Consider the following 18,892-nt stretch of genomic DNA (forward strand, 5'->3'; position numbering starts at 1 on the left):
AAATACTATAATTGCAGCAATTCCACCAATTTAATTGCTATTGATGCTCCGATTATGAAATTGTTGTTAGTCGGGGTTGTTTTGGTTTCAAAAATGTCGTCCTTGCTATTCAACCAACGACCTTCCAGTCGGCAAACGATATATGACGTTGGTGAATAGTCCAGATTTAATGAAAGTCCTGTTGTTTGGAAACCGTTAATTGTGCCAGTAGGAATAATGATGCCTGTTTCGTCCTGATAGTATTCTGCTCTTATTGCCGTTTTCCAAGTTTTGTTAAAAGTGTATTGTCCTATTACTATAGGGCTAAGCCAAATATCGTAATCCGAACTTCCTTTTGTTCTTTGTTGTATCCCAATGTCAAAACCTGCGATTAATCCAATTCTTTCTGCCAGTTGAAATTGCCCGTAAAGATTATTGAAGTATCGCATACGCCTTGTTGTGTCGGGGTCGTCAGTTCCAATAAATGTGCTCCAGTTTAACTTTATTTTTTCTGTTGGGCTATAAATTACTTGCGTTCCAAATGACAGCAAAGAATTTCCCTGCAATCGTTGAATGCGCTGCCAACCGTTAACAATTAACCCTGCTATTTCCCATTTATCTGTTGGGTTAAAAGTTAATTTAACCCCTGTTAAAAAGTAAGGCGAACTTTCAACCAACAGTGACCGTGTAAATGTATAGTTGTCCATTGAAATGGGACTCTCTAAACCAAGGTGAGATGGCAAAACACCTGCATCTAGCCATAGATTAATTTTCTTGCTAAGTAAAATACCAATATTCGCTTCAGAAATTATTTTCAATAGTCCTGGCTCTGCAGCATAATTATCATTGGCATAAGTTCCTGCCTGAAACGCAAGATTGGCTCTGTACTTTGTATGCTCTAAAGCGAATTTTACCAATCCTAGATTTAAATTAAACTCGTTGTGTCGGTTGTGGTTGAATAAAAACGGTTGTCTGCTAGTACCTTGCGGCTGGTTAAAATCATAGATATAAAACACGTCTATAAATCCAGAAAATTTGATTTCGGGTTTTTGATGCCAGACACTTTCAACCTGTGCTGAAAGATTGATGCTGGTTAAAAGCAGGATAATAATTGTGTTTAATTTCTTAAATATATTCATTTACTTAACCTCTATTGGTTTGGTAATTTGTAATATTCTGACTAACGAAATCTCAAGTCATGGTCAATGAGTCAGATAAGAATCCTATGTCTTCTGGTTTAAGGTCGAATTTATCAATTTGTTTTATAATTAACGCCAACGGTTAGTCTATTTCTATTGCAGATATGTGCATGTCATAGCCATAGTGCTTATATAACGAGGGAACGCACTGGCACTCCATTGCTGTACTTTCCCATCAAAACTATTTCACAACCCTTGTAATGCAGTGAATACATCATCCTGCTTCAACTGTTCAATAGTATACTTTGGTTGGTTAATCTGAATGGCTAACAGCTTTGATGAATTCAATTTGTTTCCATTCAAAGTCAATCGAATCATTTTGTTGTGGCTTACCCGGTGTACTTCGTCCATCCAAAATATATTTAATTAGCAGAGTCTTAAGCTCTGCCACTATCTCAGGATTTTTAGCTTGTAAATTATACTTTTCTCCGGGATCTGTTTCCAGATCGTATAATTGTACAGGAGGCATTGTGACCAGTATTTCCTTATCGTTATCCGGATTTGGGAAACTCCAGCCACCCGATCCCGGGGCCATAATCAGCTTCCATTTCTCTTTCCTTATAGCAAAATTTCCATTTATGGAATGATGTACAATGGCTTTTCGATCTGACTTATTTGTACTATTTTGTTCAAACAAAGAAAGCATAGAGTAACTGTCTTCTCCTTCGTTATCTTTTAATGAATAACCGATAATATCAGCCAGGGTAGCCATCAAATCAGTGGTACAGATCGTCTGATTACTCATGGAGGTTGCCTCAATTTTAGCGGGCCATTTAACGATAAACGGAACCCGGTGACCACCTTCATAGATATCCGCTTTATGTCCTCTGTATATATAGCTTGGTTTATGTCCTTTTTCCTCCATTTCATCAATCTTTGCCGCTGGAGAACAACCATTATCACTGGTGAAAATTACGATGGTGTTCTCTTCTATCCCCGCTTCTTTTATCACTTTTTCAAGTTGCCCCATATAGGCATCTATCATCATCACAAAATCGCCATATGGGTTTAAGCCACTCTTTCCCTGCCATTCTTTGGTGGGCAGAATGGGGGTATGAGGTGAAGGTAAAGCCAGATAAAGGAAAAAAGGAGCGTCTTCCCCGGCTTTTTCAGCAACATATTTATTAGCCCGGCGAAAGAAATTTGGAGTCACATCTTTATGAATAAAATCGCTGCCGGTAGGACCCTCTCTCCACCAGGAGTACTTGCCTGTATTAACTGTAGTTGTATCTGGCAGGGCTGTAACCCTCCCGTTTTCCACATAAACATAGGGTGCCATATCTAATGATCCTGAGTGGCCATAGGCATAATTAAAGCCTAAATCATTTGGGTTGTTTGTAACCTGCCTGCTAAAATCTATATTCTCAAAATCCTCCTTGTTCCATCCTGCCCCAGTACTGTCTATTGGACTTTTGAGTCCCCAATTCCACCCTAAATGCCATTTCCCAATAAAGGCGGTCTCATAGCCATGATTTTCAAGCATAGAGGCCACTGTTTTTCGGCTGGTGGGGATTAGCGCTTTTGACTTTCCTGTGAGCACGCCACTCTTTAGCTTGCTTCTCCAGTTGTATCTCCCGGTGAGAATGCCGTATCGTGTTGGGGTGCAAACTGATGAAGAAGTGTGAGCATCGGTAAATATCATCCCCTGATTGGCCATTTTATCTAAGTATAGCGTTTTTATTTTACCTTCCGGATTTAGCCCTGATACATCACCATACCCCATATCATCTGCCAATACATAAATTATATTCGGTTGTCTTTGCTCTTTCTCCACTTTAGTACATGCAACAACACAAAGTGACAAGCTTACGAAAATTACTAAAATGCTATTTTTCATTTATTTATCTATTGCTAGAAACCTTTCGATGTTGATTTGAATGATTACAATGGTTATAGGTATTAACTACATCCATATATGTAAACTAAGATAATCTATCTTAAGCATACCAAAGATAATTCGTGGTTCCAAGTTAAATTGCAGTTTATGCTTTTTAGGTAACCCTGGTATTGCATATCAGCTATTATTTTTGGTGGTAGTTGGGAAAAGGTACGAGTGAGATGTTTGCGCCAGCGGGGGCAAAGTCCTGGTAAAACGATATTAAGTATGTAGACTCTGAAATTATACTAAAATGTAAAAACATTACCCTTCTTTGTAACAATTTAAAATGGAATCCTGTCCAAACAAAATAGCACGAATCATTGTTAATTTAGATCATATTAGCCAAATAGGAAATGACATAAATTAGTGCTAATTTTAAAGGAGTTTAGCACTTTATGACCAAAGGAAGAAAAATGAAAACAAAAGTTATCAATCAAATTCGTAGTACTATGTTCATTTTTCTGATACTGTTGGCTGGCATGAGTTCCTGTAAGGATAATCAGACTTCTAAGCCCTCAGTGAATTCCTCTAAAGCGGAATCCATGGAGTCTTTGGCCGAACCCGAATTTAATGCTTCGGATGAGGTACTTGGACTCAGTGAAAAATGGACGGGCGACCTGGATGGTATGATTGAACGTGGACACATCCGGGCCCTGGTACCTTATAACCGTACCAGTTATTTTATAGACGGCATGAAAAGGAGTGGGATTACATATGAGGCGCTCAATCTGTTTGAACAGAAGTTCAACGAACGGTTGGGGAAAAAATCAGGGAACCCCGGATATGTTCAGGTAATTTTCATCCCGATTACCCGTGACCGGATTTTACCATCCTTGCAGGAAGGATATGGGGATATCGCCGCAGCAAACATTGTGATTACTGATAAACGCAAAGATTTGGTTGATTTTTCCGCACCTCTTCTCAGTGGCTGGAACGAACTAGTGGTTTCGGGCCCTGAAGTACTGCCCCTATCAAGCCTGGAAGACATGTTGGGAGATACAGTACATGTGCGTCGTACAAGCAGTTATTTCGAACATTTGGTAATGCTAAATGATTCTCTTCGTACCGCAGGAAAACCGATAGTCCACATTGAGCCCGTAGACGAGTTTCTGGAGGACGATGATATTTTAGAGATGGTCAATGCCGGGTTGATTCCGTTGACTATAGCGAATGAGTTCACCGTGAAATTGTGGGAACCCGTTCTGGAGAATATCCGTGTACATCCAAATCTTTTGATAAAAACCGACAGAGAAGTGGCGTGGGCAATGCGCAAAAACAGTCCAAAACTGAAAGCTGAAGTGGATGTCTTTGTGCAGGAACACAAACAAGGCACTTTGATGGGGAATATTTTGTTGAAAAAATACCTTGACAATTTAAGTTATGTCAAAAAAGCCAGTTCCCCGGAAACCCTTAACCGATTTATCGTGGTCCGGGATCTGTTTGTCAAATACGGTAAGCAATACGATATTGATTGGATGCTGTTGGCGGCTCAGGGATACCAGGAATCTCAGCTCGATAATAGCAAGCAGAGTTCAACAGGAGCAGTTGGGATAATGCAGATAAAACCCAGTACGGCTGCTGACCCGAATGTTGGGATTGACAATGTCTATGATATGGAAAACAACATTCATGCAGGTACCAAATACCTTGCCTTTATACGGGAGAGGTACTTTACAGACCCGAAAATTGACCCCTTGAATGCCATTTTGTTTAGCATGGCTGCTTACAACATGGGTCCGGCACGGATTAACCGGATTCGCGGGAAAGCCGATGCGCAGGGAGTGAATCCCAATATTTGGTTTGGGCAGGTGGAACTGCTGGTAGCGCGGGAGGTAGGCCGGGAGCCGGTGCAGTATGTCAGCAACATCTACAAATATTACGCTTCTTTCAGGTCTTTGCGTCGCTATGGCAAGAAAACGGGAAAGACCGTGAAATAGAATTTTATTTGAAATGAATGCTGTCTACTTCTTATATGCCTTCCTTCGTAGTTCGCACTTCGTAATTTGTTCCCTATTTTTTTATTTTCTCAGAGATACTATAATCTGTACTACATCTCCAGTCCTTTCAAAGAGCTGTTTGCTCGTATCGCGGTCTAGCTGTAATGTTTCGAAATTCTTTGAAGTTTTATTAGCATAAAATACTTCAAGGCCCTCCTGTTCGTCAAGTTTATAGACTACCGGTACCTGGCAATAGGTAAAGCAAAGCCACTCTTTTTTCAGTTCTAATTGTTGAGGCTTAAAATGTATATCTACATAATTAAAGGTAGCAGGCGCTTTTAAAAACTCGGCCTTATTAAAAATGCCGGGGCTAAATGTAATTTTACCGGCCTTTACGGCTACGCCCAGTTCTGCCATCCTGCTTAAAATATCCTCTTTTACCTGGCCGGTCATCCCGGGTTGCTGGGCGCCCTTCCCCGCCGGGGTATGCGAATAAGGATCTGTAGGGAAGGCCCCATACAGCTCAGGAGATTTATGTATCCCTATCCCCGCATTTATTTCGTAATAATGGTCTATTAATCTTCCAATGATGGCCTCGTCCTCCCCTTCTTCTATGGCTTTTAAACAGACCTCCATGACCGCCAGGAGCAATTTGGACACCATATGCCAGTAAATAGACCCAAGGCCCTCGTAACCAAAGAAGGTCCCTGATCTTCCGGTAAAGGATTTATGATCAAACACCTCTTCAAAAGTGTTTAACAATAATTCCTGTTCCTCATCAACAAGCGTTTTGTATGGCCCTTCAGGGAGTTCTGCAAGAGCTTTTTTAAGGCTGTCGGCATTATTAAAGGCCCCGTTAAAATGGTAGTCCCCTGCCACATCCTGTTCCAGCACCGTCTTATTCCCCTCTTTGAGTAATTGTTGCAAGAGCCTGGACCGGGCTACTTTTTCTGCAGGGATCTTGTTCTTGTCTACAAAGCGTGGCAAGTCCTTGTCCGGGTATAAGATATAGCTGTATTGATCTTCCCGGAACAAGCTGCTGGCCTTTAAAGCATCGAGTACTTCCAGGCAGGCTTCTGAGGAAAGGTAACCAGCGCTCAGTACTGCCACCTGCCCTTCGAGCATTTCACTTAAATAGGAAACAGCAATCTCCTTGTCATTCTCCACAGACATGAGGTTATAGGCATGGTACATCTTGTCTGCCCTTTTATTGGCGTCTATGCTGTGATCCATATAGTTTAGGGCCACTTCTACAAAATTCAGCAGCGCGGCTTTGGAAACATTTTTCCGGGACCCGTTATAGCCATCAGCATAAATAGTGGCTCTGTAGTTGCTCCCCGCCTGCCCCAGTCCATCTAATATCAACTTTCTGTCGGTATCCGAGATCTTGCCTTTTAAGCGGTCTTTATAGGTTTCCAAGGTGGTGCTTAGCCCCTCAAAAAAGGTGATCAATTCCTCAGACAAGGCCAGCTGGGTAAAAGAGGCATTAGTAAGTGTATTTTGAAAGAAACTTAAAAACCTTCTGATATAGTAGAGGGTTACCATAGAAACCCCATTCCCTACCAGGGCATTATTGGCATCATTCCATTCCGGCCTTTGTGTATTCAGCCAAATCCCCGCTTCGGGAATAAAGTTGGAGCATTTTGCCAGCAGGGTTGCCAGCATTTTTTCGAGCAGGTTTACCCTGTAGATCTCCCCGCTCTTATCCGTCAAAAGTGCGCCGTCTGCACCCAGATCTTCTTTTCTTTTAAAGATTTCTTCGCTCAGTGCATGGTCAAAATCAATCGTATCCTTCGGGTTTTTAAGGGTGTCCTCATAACTTTTAATCTTATAGGGAACATTCGCATACACAAACAAGTCCTGATTAAAATAGCTTTCCAGTCTGGCTGGGTAATAGTCTTGTATGAACTCCAGAAATTTTAAAAGGTAAATGATCTGATGATCGCCCCAATAACCAATATAGGACCAGGGATCGTCTGGTTCTATGATCTCCCAGTCAAACCCATCTTTGGTCACCCGGTAGGGGTTGTAGCCTTCAAAGGTGGTGGCGTTTAAGAATTTATGGATCATACTGTCTATAAATTCCGGGTAGGAATGTGCCAGGGCTTCCCAGTTTTGGAAGATATCGCGCCAATTGCCCTGATAATCCAGAATATTAGAGCCATCTACCTCACTTTGGGTATTAATGGAAAACTTGTTCCAGGGCCTGCTGGGGTCTCCATGCCGGCGGCTAAATTTTAAGGGCATATACTCAAAACACAACCTTTTGAAGTCGTTATCTGTGTTCTCTAAAGCGAGTTGGTGTAAGGTTTTAAGGGAGAAGACAGCAGGCAAGGCGCTTATTGCCGCTTCATTGTCTTTCCAAACTTTTTTGTTGGCCTTCTGCAGATAGATCGTGAAATCCTTCTTCTGAATCTCATAATTCTTATCAAAAATCCCACCCCGCATGATGTTGTACAGCACGTTGGAATAGTGCCTGGCGGTGCGCAGATTATCTTCAGTTACCTGCAAGCCGTCTGCTGCGGCAGCCAAATCAATCAGATTTTGGGTACCCAGGGCTATATCCTGGTCTACTGCCTGAGCGAGGTCCTTAGGGCTTTTTAATTGTTCCTTAATGTCAATCACCTGGGCGGGACCCTGGTTTACATTGGCAACCAGCATCCATTGTTTTTGTGATTCCCCAGCCAAATTTAAATCCGCACTAATAAAATAGGCGCCTTTTTCGGCCTTGATATCGGTTTCGTTTTTGAGAATCTTGCCCCGTCTAAAGGCATTGAGCTGTAAGGAGGAGACCAGATATGTTGGATTGTCTAAGCCCACAGACCAGGCAATGGTGGCCTTAAGGGCTTCGCTGGGCTCGGCTTTGTCGACAATTATAGCACTCAGAGCAAAAATGCCCAGGCCGGTATCGGCCTCTAATTCGCTCTTTTTATAGGCATCCACCAGGTTACTACGGCCATTTTGTATGTCGGTATTTACGCCATAGGGCAGGATATTCTGCAAACCATCCAGAAGGGTGAGCTTAATGTCTTTTTTGGTGTTGTTGAGGAGGCTGGCTTTTCTGACGAATCCGAATTTATTACTGGAGTTCCATTGGTATCTGAAGGTGAGGCCCAGATCCTCATTGATCTCTTCAAAGATGAGTTTATCGCCGGTGTTGTTTTTGTAAAGATTTCTGCTGATGGTATAAAGGCCTTCATACCTGTCGGAAAAAGGTTCCCATAAATAGGGTTTGCTCCCCAAATGCACCCGCAATAACGTCTTACTGCCGGTTACCTCCAGGGATTCGGTTATTTTATCATCTGTGTAATACGGAAAAAGGGAAGATTCGCTATCCTTTCTTCCTGCGGTTAGGGCCCCATTGCTTGAAATAAACATCCAGTGGTTGGAATCACTTACCAGGCTCATAAAAAAGGGCCTTAAATTATTACTGTTGGAGATTTTGTAATAGTCCTCATTCTCAAAATTCACATATTCCCCTTTTACTTCGTGGGTTTCTAAATGAGCTGGGGCTTCTCCAAGGTATTGTTGCTCTGGATTCATAGTTGATTCTTTTTATTTGAAAATAAAAACCTCCTAAGAAGTAAATGACTTAAAGAGGTTTTATTCTGGTATTTATCGTTTTTTTAGAAAATTAATACTACTGCATAAGTTACTTTAAAATGGATTCTCCGTAATAATCGATGAACGATTTTCTCCAGGCTTCAGGAAAAGGGTGTTTTTTTAATTCCTCCATGTCATAAGCCATTAACAAGTTCTTGGAGATGGCTGCGAGCCGATCGTGTTTTTTGCTATAGATTTTCCCTTCACACAGCACCCTATCTTCCATCAATTCAATTATATCCAAAGTAATCAAAACGGTGTCCGGATAGGTCACCGGAAAGATATATTTACAATCCTGCCAGGCAAGAATAGGAACTATTTTCCTAAACTTGAAATCGCCTTCATGCATTTTTTTAAACATCTCAATCCTTGCAGATTCCATCCAACGCAGGTAAACCGTGTTGTTCACGTGTTGTGCAGCATCCATATTCCCCCATTGTACAGGAAGTTCAAGTGTTACATAACTATCTGATGTATTCTCTATCAAGCCATCAATTATTTAATCTTATTTAACCATAAAAGGGATATTGGCTGTTGCCGAATGATTTTGAGCATCTTTCACATAAACGAACAAGCGGTAAGGCCCTTTCCCCGGAGCCTTAAATACTACTGTTCCTTCTTCCTGTGAGACCACAAGTCCTTCTATGGCTTCCGGCCTTGATTCCTCATCTCCTCCATCCTGCAGGTCTGTACTTTCGGGTAATATTTCCCAGCTATAGGTTAAGGGATCATCCTCATAATCCATGATTTCTATGGTGGCACTATATTCTCCGTCTTCTTCTAAATAAACATTGTCTAAGGCAACCTTTCCGTCCAGGGTGTAGTTTTCTATAACGGGTGTCCTGTTTTCCGGCCATTGACCATTCCAGATATAATGCATGACATCTACAGATTCTGTTTCTTGTCCGTCTTCCAGAAATATCCCATACCAGGTGGGCGTTCTTTCCTGTTTGTTACCCCAAAGAAAAACATAAGACCCTATGCACTGTGTGGTATCTGAAGCAATGCCTTTCTCATGGCGCTGCAAATAATTGTTTGCCTTTACGGTACTGTTTTGCTCTATGGGTGCTTCCCAGGAAGTTTTAGGTACTTCCCAATGCCCGGTTGCCCCCCACTCTGTTACCATATAGGGACCTTCCCAGCCATATTCTCGTATTAATCGCGGTACCTGGGGCAAATCGCCATACATTTGAACAGACAAAATATCCAGATCGGAACAGCGCTCCTTGATATACTTTACTTCCTTTTCACCAATGCCCGCCAGACTAGTGGTGGTAAGGTGATTTGGATCTACTTCATGGATCATTTTTGATATTTCATTCACGGCATCCCAAACTTTCGGATTCTCATAATGGAGGTTTAACTCATTTCCTATACCCCATATTAAGAGGGCCGGATGGTCTTTTAATGCCATTACCTGCTCCTTTATGTCTTGCAACTGTTTGTTTACTGCTTCCGGATTATCATAATCAAAACCATGTCTTTCCCTGCCAACTTCTATCCCCATAGTTACCATGACCCCATTTTCATGGGCTTCATCCAACACTTCTTTTCCGGATTTCCGACCATTTTCAGTTCGCCAGGTTCGGAACGAATTTGCATTATGGCTTGCAAGTGCAGGCACATTACCAAATTCCAGGCCTGCCCCCTTAATATAAAACGGTTCATTATTAACCCTTAGAATATATTTACCAGCCTCCTTATTTACGACTACTTTGGCCGGTAATTCAACTGAATTTGAAACTATCTCAACCTCTTTTTTTTCTGATTTATCCTTGCAGGATAATAGCAGAGATAAACAAACGATACTTACAATAATTTTCATTTTAAAATCTATTTTCTAATTAATACTTCCTGGACTTCTTCTAAGGTTTTACCTTTTGTTTCGATAACAAATTTGTACACAAAGAAGATCGCACAGAATGACAATAAGGCGTAAATGGCAAACGTAGCTGTTGGTCCCAGATTGGATAGTTCCCAGGGGAATACCTGGGTAACCGAAAAGCTAACCAGGGAGTTAAAGAAGCCCACTACAGAAATGGCTATTCCTTTTACTTTGGTCGGGAATATTTCTGAAATCAGCGTCCACATAACCGGGCCCAGTGAGATGGCAAATGCTGCCACATACAAGAGGATGGCTATAAGCACCAAGGTTGCATTAACCTGAATAAAATTGGTGATTTCATTTCGTTTAAACTTGAGGAACAGGTCTTTATTCATCATAGGTTCTACCTCCTCAAACAGGGCAGCCTGACCATCGAAAGATTTGCCATTTAAATCTGTTAAAGCAGTTCTTATCTCGGTGTTGCCCACTTTAGCCAGTGTTTTTTCATTAAAATCATAGGAAGCATTATTAAATGCAAAGGCCGCCATTAAAAGGGCTATAGTCATAAAAGTAGTGCCTATTAACAAAAGAGGTTTACGTCCCAGCCTGTCTATCAGCCATATGGCAACCAGGGTAAATACCAGATTGGTAAGCCCTACGACAATGGCTTGTAAAAAGGAAGAGTCTGTGCTTCCTCCCGCTTGTTCAAAAATGGTTGGTGCGTAATAGAATACCGCATTTATACCGGTAATTTGCTGAAAAAAGGCAATCCCAATGGCAATAATCATGATGGTCCGGTTCCTGTATGTAAAAAGATCGGATAGTTTGCCTTTTTCTTCCAACATGGCTACGCCGCGTTGAATCTCAGCTATGGTTACGTCGGCATATTCCTCCCCGCCTATTTTCGCAAGGATCTTTCTTGCCGGTTCAACCTGGTTTAATTTGGTAATTAACCAACGTGGGCTTTTTGGTACCGTAAAAAGAGCTAAAAAATAAATGGCCGCCGGGATAGCTTCAACCCCCAACATATATCTCCAACTATTTTCACCCATATCTACGAGAAAGTAATTAGAGAAATAGGCAACGGATATCCCGATAACTATATTCAATTGGTTGAATGACACCAGACTACCTCTGAGTTTGGGAGGTGCTATTTCCGCAATATAGATGGGTGCAATAAGGATGGCGCCCCCAATACCAATGCCCCCAATAATCCGGGCAATTATAAATTCTGTATAACCGGTTGCCATGGCAGACCAGGAAGCAGAGATTGTAAAAAGTGCAGCTACAAAAATCAGGACATTTTTCCGGCCGAACTTATCGCTCAGGGGCCCGGCCATTAAATTTCCTGCCATGGCACCAAAAACAACGCAGCCCACGGAAAATCCGAGCATCCATTCTGTCATTTCAAAATAGATAGTGATCCCCTTGACCGCACCTGAAATTACAGCACTGTCAAACCCCAATAAAAACCCTCCCAAAGCCACGATAAGGCTAATGAGAATGGTATAGGATTTATTCATTTTTAAAACTTTATCTGATTCTTCCATGTTATTAGTTCTTGGTTTGGTTATATTTTTGTTTTGGTATTTCTTATAAAATAATTACTCTTCAGACATTACAATGGTTTGTATCCCATGTGCGGGGATTTCAATTTTTGCCATTTTTGAACTCATAGTAATACCATATTCTAAGGGTTGTTTAAATTCATTGAATGTCAATGCCCCGATCTCAGAAAGTTTTAGATCTGTTTTATGCGCTGTGGTAAAAACTTCTGTTTTTTTTATTTTAACCATTGTAACAAGGGGTTCTGTTTCGGGTTTTGAGGCTTCAACTTCCTTCTTCTTTTCAGGAGAACAGCTTGTGAAGAGTAACAATCCAATAAAAAACCCAATGCTTCCTTTTAAAGAGGTATTAACGCCACGTTTCATAGTATCTGACAATTAGTTTTAAAATGTAAAAGGTTCCAATAGACCACAAATTTTGGCCCCGAAGCTTTATAAAAATTTTCAGCTTTCAAAGTAATAAAAAAAAAGGGCAGGAAAAACGGACCAGCCCTATTATCACAAATTAAAAATAAATAAACAGTTTTTAGCCATTATTGTATATCGAATGCTGAATAGTTCAAATTTTCTGAATTACATAAAAATCAAACACAAATTCACACTTCATTTTAAATGAGAAAGGTGACATTTTTAGGAAAGAAAAAATCAGGTATGGAAGAGCTCTTCTCTAAAAGGTAAGAACAGATTAGTATCTTATTAAAATCCTCCCATTCTGTTCTCTCAAACAATCTCAGCACTCAAGCCTGCCTGCAATAATTTGCTGCAACGAGGTTCTAAGTCCTTATATTCCCCTGTTTTGACCGTGCATTTGCCTTTGTAATGAACTATTAATGAACATTGTTCTGCCTGTTCTGCGGTATGTTCACACACATCAATTAAAGTGTAAATAACGTGTTCAAAAGTATTTACTTCATCATTGAACAGCACTATTTCATTTTGTTTCACCGTCTCCTCATCCAAAAGTAGTTCTTCGGAGACTTTTTCCTTAGTACTCATACAGATAGGTTTTTGTATGAACTAAAATACATATTTTGCCGCAACCCAGTTGTTTTTTTCAACATTATCTTGAAATGAAAATCCATGGGCCAAACATTCTTTTGAAATAAGGGCAATATCTTCTTTGTAAAAGCCACTTAAAAGCAATGCTCCCCCTTTTTTAAGGTGCCCTGCATAAACAGAAATATCTGAAAGCAAAATATTGCGGTTAATATTCGCTAAGATGATATCGTAATTTTGATCTGTCAATAAATTCGCGTCACCTTCAAACACATTAATCTGTTCACATTTATTAGCAGACACATTTTCCATTGCATTCAGATAACTCCAGTTATCTATATCAATTGCATCTACAGACCTGGCCCCTTTCATAGCAGCCAGAATGGCCAGAACACCGGTTCCACAGCCCATATCCAATACAGATTTATCTTTGAAATCTAATGTCAACACTAATTGAAGCATCATATGTGTAGTTTCATGATGCCCGGTACCAAAACTCATTTTAGGAGTTATAACTATATCAAAGGCAACATCCTGCTCATCATGAAAGGGAGCACGTACAACGCATTGATTATCTACATTTATGGGATCAAAATTCTCTTCCCATTTTGCATTCCAGTTTTCCTGTTCTATTTCAGATATTTCATAATCAATATCAAAATCTTCATTGGCAAGGATGTGGACATTTCGTAAGTCCGACGGGTTCCATAACTCCTTTTTGACATAAGCCAGCAAACCATCCCGGGTTTCCAAAAAACTGTCAAAACCCAGTGCGGCCAGCTCGGCTATTAAAATGTCCACAGCAGGTTGTAAGGGATCTATCGAAAATCGATATTCCAGAAAGAGTTCTTGCATAAACGTTCAGATAGCCTCAATAATGGCTACAAAATCATCTGCCTTCAAAGCAGCTCCGCCTATTAGTCCCCCATCCACATCGGGTTTTGAAAAGATCTCATTAGCATTTGAAGGTTTTACGCTGCCGCCATATAAAATGGATACTTCATCAGCGATTGAAGTATTATAAGCTTCCGTTATCGTCTTACGGATAAAGGCGTGCATTTCCTGAGCCTGTTCCGGAGAAGCTGTCTCACCGGTGCCAATAGCCCAAACAGGTTCATAAGCCAGTACTATATGTTGCCAGGCATCTGCTGGTAAGTCAAAAAGACCGTTCTTGAGCTGAGATTCCACTACCTTGAAATGATTGCCAGCCTTTCTCTCTTCCAATTCTTCTCCAAAACAAAATATGACGCGCATATTGTTTTCCAAAGCAGCCTTCACTTTTTTAGCTAAAAGATCATCTGTTTCTCCAAAATATGCCCTCCGCTCTGAATGTCCTATAATTACAGTATCCACATTAATATTTAAAAGCATATCGGCAGAAATTTCCCCTGTATAGGCCCCGCTTTTCGCGAAATGCATATTCTGGGCCGCGACTTTTATCTCTGATGATTCCAGGGTACGGGCTGTATCTGCCAGGTTAACAAAAGTGGGAGCTACAATGACTTCTGCCTCTGTTTTTGGTAATTTACCTGATAATTCTTCTAATAAGGCCTTAGTTTCATTTAAGTTCTTATTCATTTTCCAGTTTCCGGCAACTATTTTACTTCTCATTTTTAGTTCTTTTATGTTTACAATAGGTGTTGTTTTATTTTTAATGTCATCACAGTTTAGTAAAGACTTATTCAATTTTCAAATCCTCAATATCATTATAATGGACCTTTTGGGTAATTGTCCCGCTTTCCAGAATTAAAAGACCGGGATTAGATCGGACAATGGTTTTTAAGGTTGTTTCATCTGTAAAATAAAATTCAAATCCCAGTTGGTATTCTTCAATTAGCTTGTTGGTCCATTCTTCATTGGAAGCCGACATTCCTATAACTTTATAACCCTGGTTAATGGCTCTATCGGTAATATCCTTTACTTTTTCAAAGGCGTCATATTCGCTTTTAGCCAGGTCAAAAGCAACCACCGTAAGCAGTTTAGCTTCCTGCATCAACAAAGCGGTAAAATCCTCCCCTTCCTGTTCAATAGTAAAATCGTGGATAGGAGGTTCATATCCCTTCTGTATTTCTTTAGTCTCCACTCCAATAAATTCCCCGTCAACATCGGGGTATTCCCCATTGGTTACGATTACTTTTTCTTCTCCTTTACTATTAAATTTCCAGGAATATTCATAAATGGGTTTCGGTGCATCTTCAGGATATGCCATCCCATCTTCTATATTGGCCCCAATCTTATAAGGCCTGAAGTCTATTACAGGTAGATGATTAAGTACATAGTTTCCATATATAATACAAATAACTACTGATACCAAAGCAATAATTTGTCTGACCCCCTGGCTAAAAAATGGCTTAATATATCGACTGCCGAAGTATAAAATTAAGATTAGTACCAGAAGGACTATATCTTTGGTAAATGACTCCCATGGTGTTAATTTAATGGCGTCTCCAAAGCATCCGCAATCTGTTACCTTATTAAAATAAGCGGAATAAAAGGTAAGAAAAGTAAAAAACAGGATCATTATTAACAGGCTCCATATGGTAAAATTCTTACGATAGCCTATCAAGAGGAATACCCCCAAAACAACTTCGAAAATGACTACAAAGATTGATATCGCAAGAGCATAGGGCATTAAAAATGGTAAGTCGAGAACTCCCTGGCTAAAGTATTCTTCCAATTTGAACGAAAAGCCTACAGGATCATTAAGCTTTATAAAACCACTGATAATAAATAGTATTCCAACAAATACCCTGGAAAAGCCTACTAAATGTTTCATACTATTTATTGAATATTTATCAGGTGGATTCATTCATATGAATCATGGCAAAAACTGAATAATTTATGATATCCTGATAGTTTGCCTCAATACCTTCACTAACTAATGTTTTTCCTTTATTATCTTCAATTTGCTTAACCCTCAATAATTTTTGAATAATCAGATCTGTTAACGAACTTATCCTCATATCTCGCCATGCCTCCCCGTAATCATGGTTCTTCTTTTCCATGAGTAATTTGGTAATCTCAACATGTTTATTGTACAAACCAAGGGCCTCTGCAGGAGCAAGATCGGGTTCCTGGGCAACGCCTTTCTCCAGTTGTATGAGCGCCATAATGGCGTAATTGATAATACCAATAAATTCAGATTTTTCCCCTTCGTCTACTTTTCGGACCTCGTTTTCCTGTAAACTTCTTATGCGCTGTGCCTTAATATAAATTTGATCTGTTAAAGAAGGTAGTCTTAAAATTCGCCAGGCACTTCCGTAATCTTTCATTTTTTTTGAAAATAAGTCCCGACAAGTAGTTATGATGCCATCGTATTGTTCCGAGGTTTGCTGCATGTAAATTGTTCTAATTTGCGTAAATTTCGCTCAAAATAATGGAAACATCAAAGTTCGGAGTTTAATCTTGGTCTTCAAAATAATTTATACTCCAAATGGTTTAAAAAAATCCTATGACAATAAATTGTAAGGGCAGGTTGATAGATTTAAAGAAGCCTAAAGTTATGGGCATATTAAATGTTACCCCAGACTCTTTTTATGATGGAGGAAAATATAAGGATGAAGTCTCTATTTTGAAACAAGCAGAAAAAATACTTAATGAGGGAGCCACTTTTGTGGACCTGGGAGCCTATAGCTCCAGACCGGGTGCGACTGATATTTCTGAAAAAGAAGAATTGAAAAGGATCTTGCCCGTTGTTGATCTGCTTACTAATAATTTTCCTGATATCAATTTATCTATAGATACTTTCAGAAGCGAGGTGGCCAGGCATTGTCTTGAAAATGGTGCTGCAATGATCAATGATATATCTGCCGGAAATATGGATCGTAAAATGATGCAAATCATATCCGATTTTAAAGTGCCTTATATAATGATGCACATGAAAGGAACACCACAAAACATGGCAAAGCAAACCAAATACAGCAAGCTGTTAGAAGATGTCCTTTATTATTTTTCGGAAAAAGTAGCTCTTGCCACATCTTTCGGTATTAATGACATAATCCTGGATCCTGGTTTTGGGTTTGCCAAGACTCCTGCTCAAAGTTTTTCTTTGTTACATCATCTGAATCTCTTTAAAACTTTTAAACTTCCAATTCTTGTAGGTCTAAGCAGAAAGTCTATGATCTATAAGACCTTAGGTATTAATGCCGAGCAGGCGTTGAATGGAACCACTGCCCTAAACACCTTTGCATTAACCAATGGCGCCAATATTTTAAGGGTACACGACGTTAAAGAAGCAGTGGAATGCATTGAATTAATGCAAGCGGTAAACGAAATTGAAGATTAATTTTTTGTTTACCTATTTTTTCTAATTTTACAAAAACTACAAGGATTGGACTTTTTTAACTTTCTGGATTTAAAGATCACGGACATTATAGACATCCTCCTTGTGGCTATACTGCTCTATTACATCTACAAACTGGTACGAGGTACTGTTGCTATCAATATTTTTATTGGAATTGTTATTGTGTGGGGGTTTTGGAAATTAACCCAATTACTGGATATGAAAATGATCAGTAGTATGGTTGGAGGTTTTATGTCGGTTGGTTTAATTGCTTTAATTGTTGTTTTCCAGCAGGAAATAAGGAAATTCCTGCTTATGATTGGTTCTACCAATTTTGCCAATAAACGGAATTTTGTAAAACGATTTAAATTTTTAAGACAGGAAGGTATTGCTTCTAAACTGGATGTTGATGCTATTCTCAAGGCTTGTGACAAAATGAGCAGAAGCAGAACCGGTGCCATTTTGGTTATAAAACGAAGTAATTCTCTGGATTTTGTAAAATCGTCGGGAGATAGTATGAATGTCGAAATTAATCAACCCATCATAGAAAGTATTTTTTATAAGAATAGTCCATTACATGATGGGGCGGCTATTATTGAAAATAATAATATTATGGCTACCAGGGTTATACTGCCTCTATCTAATGAGCGCAATATCCCCTTGCGTTTTGGATTAAGGCACAGGGCGGCTGTGGGTATTACGGAACGAACAGATGCGCTTGCACTGGTTGTTAGCGAAGAAACCGGTTCTATCTCTTATATAAACAATGGTGAATTTGTTCCTTTTAAGGATTTATCCGACCTGGCTAACAAGATAAAGGTAGATATGCTTTAAATATGGAGTGTAAAAATTGTGGTACACAACAACGAACAGATTTTGATTATTGTCCCAATTGTGGCGCCAAAGTTATACGCAACAGGTTAAGTTTTAAAAACCTGTCCCATGATGTTATTGAGCAGTCTTTTGATCTTGATAATACTTTCTATAGAACTTTTAAGCATTTGTTTACCAAGCCAGAAGTTGTTATTGATGGTTATATTTCCGGGATTCGAAGAAGGTACCTAAATCCAATAGGTTATTTAGGTATTGCACTAACCCTTTCCGGTCTTCTTTATTTTATACTGCAAAAAGTTTTTGTGGTAGAAATGGACATGGATGTCTTTAACCAAGGAGTAAATCCTGAATTCTATAAAAAAATAATGCCCATTTTGGGAGACTTCCAGTCTTTAGTATTTATATTATTTATACCAATCTTTGGATTCGCCGGTTGGTTGACTTTTAATAAACGAGGCTATTTATTCTCTGAATACCTGGTAGTTATGCTGTATAGTCTGGCGCAATGGAGTATCGTATCTTTCCCTATTAGCCTGATTGTGTTAATCTTTATCCCTCAAGATTTTATAATCATGTCTACAATTATGCTTCCTCTAATGTTGGCATACACTATATATGTCATACAGAGGATAAATAAATTCTCAACAGGTCAATTCATACTTAGAGCTTGTCTGTTCCTTGTTTTGGCAATGATTGGGTATATAGGATTAATTATAGCCTTTTATGTACTACTTTTCGCAACAGGAACAATCACTTTGGAAGACTTTAAACCAGTGAAGAATTAATAAAAAAG

General features: G+C 39.6%; 16 protein-coding genes. 4 read left to right on the forward strand and 12 right to left on the reverse strand.

Features of this window, described 5'->3' with window-relative positions:
- Positions 1-5: 5 nt before the first annotated feature.
- Positions 6-1,118 (reverse strand): porin, encoded by a 1,113-nt coding sequence (locus tag ABJH90_RS09910; protein ID WP_348138867.1) that lies wholly within the window; start codon positions 1,116-1,118, stop codon positions 6-8.
- A gap of 313 nt (positions 1,119-1,431) precedes the next feature.
- Positions 1,432-3,015 carry an arylsulfatase gene (locus ABJH90_RS09915; protein WP_348138868.1) on the reverse strand — a complete coding sequence of 528 codons (1,584 nt, stop codon included), beginning with the start codon at positions 3,013-3,015 and terminating at the stop codon, positions 1,432-1,434.
- Positions 3,016-3,506: 491 nt separating this feature from the next.
- On the opposite strand from ABJH90_RS09915, the gene ABJH90_RS09920 reads away from it, so the two are divergent.
- The gene (locus tag ABJH90_RS09920) at positions 3,507-4,994 is read left to right on the forward strand and encodes a transglycosylase SLT domain-containing protein (RefSeq protein ID WP_348138869.1); all 1,488 of its coding nucleotides are present in this window, start codon (positions 3,507-3,509) and stop codon (positions 4,992-4,994) included.
- An 81-nt stretch (positions 4,995-5,075) separates the two neighbouring features.
- Here ABJH90_RS09920 and ABJH90_RS09925 read toward each other — a convergent pair whose 3' ends face one another.
- The 10 genes from ABJH90_RS09925 to ABJH90_RS09970 all read right to left on the reverse strand — a co-directional run bounded on the left by ABJH90_RS09925 (position 5,076) and on the right by ABJH90_RS09970 (position 16,321).
- Positions 5,076-8,537 (reverse strand): hypothetical protein, encoded by a 3,462-nt coding sequence (locus tag ABJH90_RS09925; protein ID WP_348138870.1) that lies wholly within the window; start codon positions 8,535-8,537, stop codon positions 5,076-5,078.
- Positions 8,538-8,646: 109 nt separating this feature from the next.
- On the reverse strand, positions 8,647-9,084 hold the full coding sequence (locus ABJH90_RS09930) for a thioesterase family protein (protein ID WP_348138871.1): 438 nt from the start codon (positions 9,082-9,084) through the stop codon (positions 8,647-8,649).
- A gap of 18 nt (positions 9,085-9,102) precedes the next feature.
- Complete coding sequence (locus ABJH90_RS09935; protein WP_348138872.1) at positions 9,103-10,422, reverse strand: glycoside hydrolase family 2 TIM barrel-domain containing protein; 1,320 nt, start codon at positions 10,420-10,422, stop codon at positions 9,103-9,105.
- A gap of 8 nt (positions 10,423-10,430) precedes the next feature.
- Positions 10,431-11,972, reverse strand: a complete 1,542-nt coding sequence (locus ABJH90_RS09940) for a sugar porter family MFS transporter (protein WP_348138873.1) — start codon at positions 11,970-11,972, stop codon at positions 10,431-10,433.
- 54 nt (positions 11,973-12,026) lie between these two features.
- Positions 12,027-12,353 carry a hypothetical protein gene (locus tag ABJH90_RS09945; RefSeq protein WP_348138874.1) on the reverse strand — a complete coding sequence of 109 codons (327 nt, stop codon included), beginning with the start codon at positions 12,351-12,353 and terminating at the stop codon, positions 12,027-12,029.
- Positions 12,354-12,707: 354 nt separating this feature from the next.
- A complete protein-coding gene (locus tag ABJH90_RS09950; RefSeq protein WP_348138875.1) occupies positions 12,708-12,983 on the reverse strand; it encodes an ATP-dependent Clp protease adaptor ClpS in 276 nt (91 codons plus the stop codon).
- 21 nt (positions 12,984-13,004) lie between these two features.
- Entirely contained in the window at positions 13,005-13,838 is an 834-nt protein-coding gene (gene prmA, locus ABJH90_RS09955; RefSeq protein WP_348138876.1) for a 50S ribosomal protein L11 methyltransferase, read from the reverse strand.
- A 6-nt stretch (positions 13,839-13,844) separates the two neighbouring features.
- Complete coding sequence (gene tpiA / locus ABJH90_RS09960) at positions 13,845-14,594, reverse strand: triose-phosphate isomerase (RefSeq protein WP_348138877.1); 750 nt, start codon at positions 14,592-14,594, stop codon at positions 13,845-13,847.
- Positions 14,595-14,661: 67 nt separating this feature from the next.
- Positions 14,662-15,759 (reverse strand): BT_3928 family protein, encoded by a 1,098-nt coding sequence (locus tag ABJH90_RS09965; RefSeq protein ID WP_348138878.1) that lies wholly within the window; start codon positions 15,757-15,759, stop codon positions 14,662-14,664.
- Positions 15,760-15,778: 19 nt separating this feature from the next.
- Positions 15,779-16,321, reverse strand: a complete 543-nt coding sequence (locus tag ABJH90_RS09970) for a DUF1599 domain-containing protein (RefSeq protein ID WP_348138880.1) — start codon at positions 16,319-16,321, stop codon at positions 15,779-15,781.
- A gap of 113 nt (positions 16,322-16,434) precedes the next feature.
- Between ABJH90_RS09970 and folP the strand changes: the two genes are divergently transcribed.
- Genes folP through ABJH90_RS09985 form a run of 3 tightly spaced genes read left to right on the forward strand, consistent with a single transcriptional unit; the run spans position 16,435 to position 18,884 of the window.
- A complete protein-coding gene (gene folP / locus ABJH90_RS09975) occupies positions 16,435-17,268 on the forward strand; it encodes a dihydropteroate synthase (protein ID WP_348138882.1) in 834 nt (277 codons plus the stop codon).
- A gap of 45 nt (positions 17,269-17,313) precedes the next feature.
- Positions 17,314-18,099, forward strand: coding sequence for a diadenylate cyclase CdaA (gene cdaA / locus ABJH90_RS09980; protein WP_348138884.1), 786 nt, complete (start codon positions 17,314-17,316; stop codon positions 18,097-18,099).
- A gap of 2 nt (positions 18,100-18,101) precedes the next feature.
- The gene (locus ABJH90_RS09985; RefSeq protein WP_348138886.1) at positions 18,102-18,884 is read left to right on the forward strand and encodes a DUF3667 domain-containing protein; all 783 of its coding nucleotides are present in this window, start codon (positions 18,102-18,104) and stop codon (positions 18,882-18,884) included.
- The last annotated feature ends 8 nt before the right edge of the window (positions 18,885-18,892 follow it).

The sequence above is a fragment of the Eudoraea sp. genome (assembly GCF_039969275.1).
Taxonomy (GTDB): Bacteria; Bacteroidota; Bacteroidia; order Flavobacteriales; family Flavobacteriaceae; genus Eudoraea.